This is a genomic window from Pelagibacterium mangrovi (assembly GCF_036662815.1).
GTDB lineage: Bacteria > Pseudomonadota > Alphaproteobacteria > Rhizobiales > Devosiaceae > Pelagibacterium > Pelagibacterium mangrovi.
Genome location: NZ_JBAFXA010000023.1, coordinates 1 through 1,409, shown reverse-complemented (window position 1 = coordinate 1,409; position 1,409 = coordinate 1). Strand labels below are relative to the sequence as shown.

Sequence of the window (1,409 nt, the reverse complement as noted above, 5' to 3'; positions counted from 1 at the left end):
AATGGTCATGATCCGCTGTCGGTCGGCGCCCGAGCAGCGGTAATTCTTGTAGCGGAAGGTGACGCTGGTCTGGTCGAAGGCGATAAGGCGGCTGTTCGAGATCGCCACACGGTGGGTGTAGCGCGAGAGATAGGCGAGAACGGCTTCAGGTCCGGCGAAGGGCGCTTTGGCATAGACAACCCAACGCTTCCTTCGAACCGGCGCAAGGCGGCGCAGGAAGACACGCCGGTCGCTGAGATCCGCCAGCTTGCCGAAGAAGACGAGCTTTCCAGCACCATGGAGTTCGAGCAGCCGGGTCAGAAACAGGCGCCTGAACAGTGCGCCGAGCACCCGCACCGGCAGCAGGAAGGCCGGGCGCGACGATATCCATTGTCCGGCCGGTGTAATGCCGCCGCCCGCACGATCATGTGGATATGCGGATGGTGGCTCATGGCCGAACCCCAGGTATGCAGCACGGCAGTAATGCCGATGCGGGCGCCTAGGTGCTTTGGGTCGGCAGCGATCGTCAACATGGTCCGGGATGCCGCCTTGAACAACAGGTCGTAGACCAGCGCCTTGTTGTGGAAGGCAATGTCGGCGATCTCGGCGGGCAACGTGAACACCACATGGAAGTAGCCGACCGGCAGCAGGTTGGCCTCCTGGGCTTCCAGCCAGGCGCGTGCTGCGGCGCCCTGGCACCGGGGACAGTGCCGGTTGCGACAAGAGTTATAGGCGATCCGTTGGTGCCCGCAGTCAGAACAGGCTTCGACGTGACCGCCCAAGGCAGCGGTGCGACAGGTCTCGATCGCGGACATGACCTTGAGCTGGTCCAGGCTCAGGTGTCCGGCATGGGCAGCGCGATAGGCAGGCCCGGCCGCTCGGAAGATATCGGCGACCTCGATGGTGGCGCGCATCGGCTCAGGGGTCGGGCGACTTGCCTTCCATCAGCGCCATCAGTCTATCAAGAGGGCCAGCGACCGCGTGGATCGTTCGGGTGGACACCTTGGCGTAGAGCGCGGTCGTCTCGAGCTTGCTGTGCCCGAGCAGAACCTGGATGACGCGGATATCGGTGCCGTCCTCGAGAAGGTGGGTGGCGAAGCTGTGCCGTAATGTGTGCGGACTGACACGCTTATGGATTCCAGCCACTTCGGCTGCTTCCTGCACCGCACGATGCAGCTGTCGTGACGAGATCGGATCCGTGCGGCTACGCCCTGGAAACAGCCAGCCATGAGGCAGCATCACGCCGCGCCGCTTTCCTTCGCGCCACCACAGACGCAAAAGCTCCAGGAGTTGTGGGGGGAGCATGGCGTTGCGGTCCTTGCGTCCCTTGCCCTCTTCCACGCGGATCAACATGCGGGTCGAGTCGATGTCGTCGATCTTGAGATGCGCGACCTCTGAAACACGCAGACCCGCGCCATAAGCGACCCCCA

1 protein-coding gene and 1 pseudogene are annotated in these 1,409 nt (G+C 63.5%); both read right to left on the bottom strand.

What is annotated here, in order from left to right:
• Positions 1 to 893 (bottom strand): annotated as a pseudogene (locus V4T21_RS19090) (IS91 family transposase); the annotation flags it as partial.
• A gap of 4 nt (positions 894 to 897) precedes the next feature.
• A partial coding sequence (locus V4T21_RS19085) for a tyrosine-type recombinase/integrase (RefSeq protein ID WP_332719917.1) occupies positions 898 to 1,409 on the bottom strand: 512 nt, incomplete at its 5' end.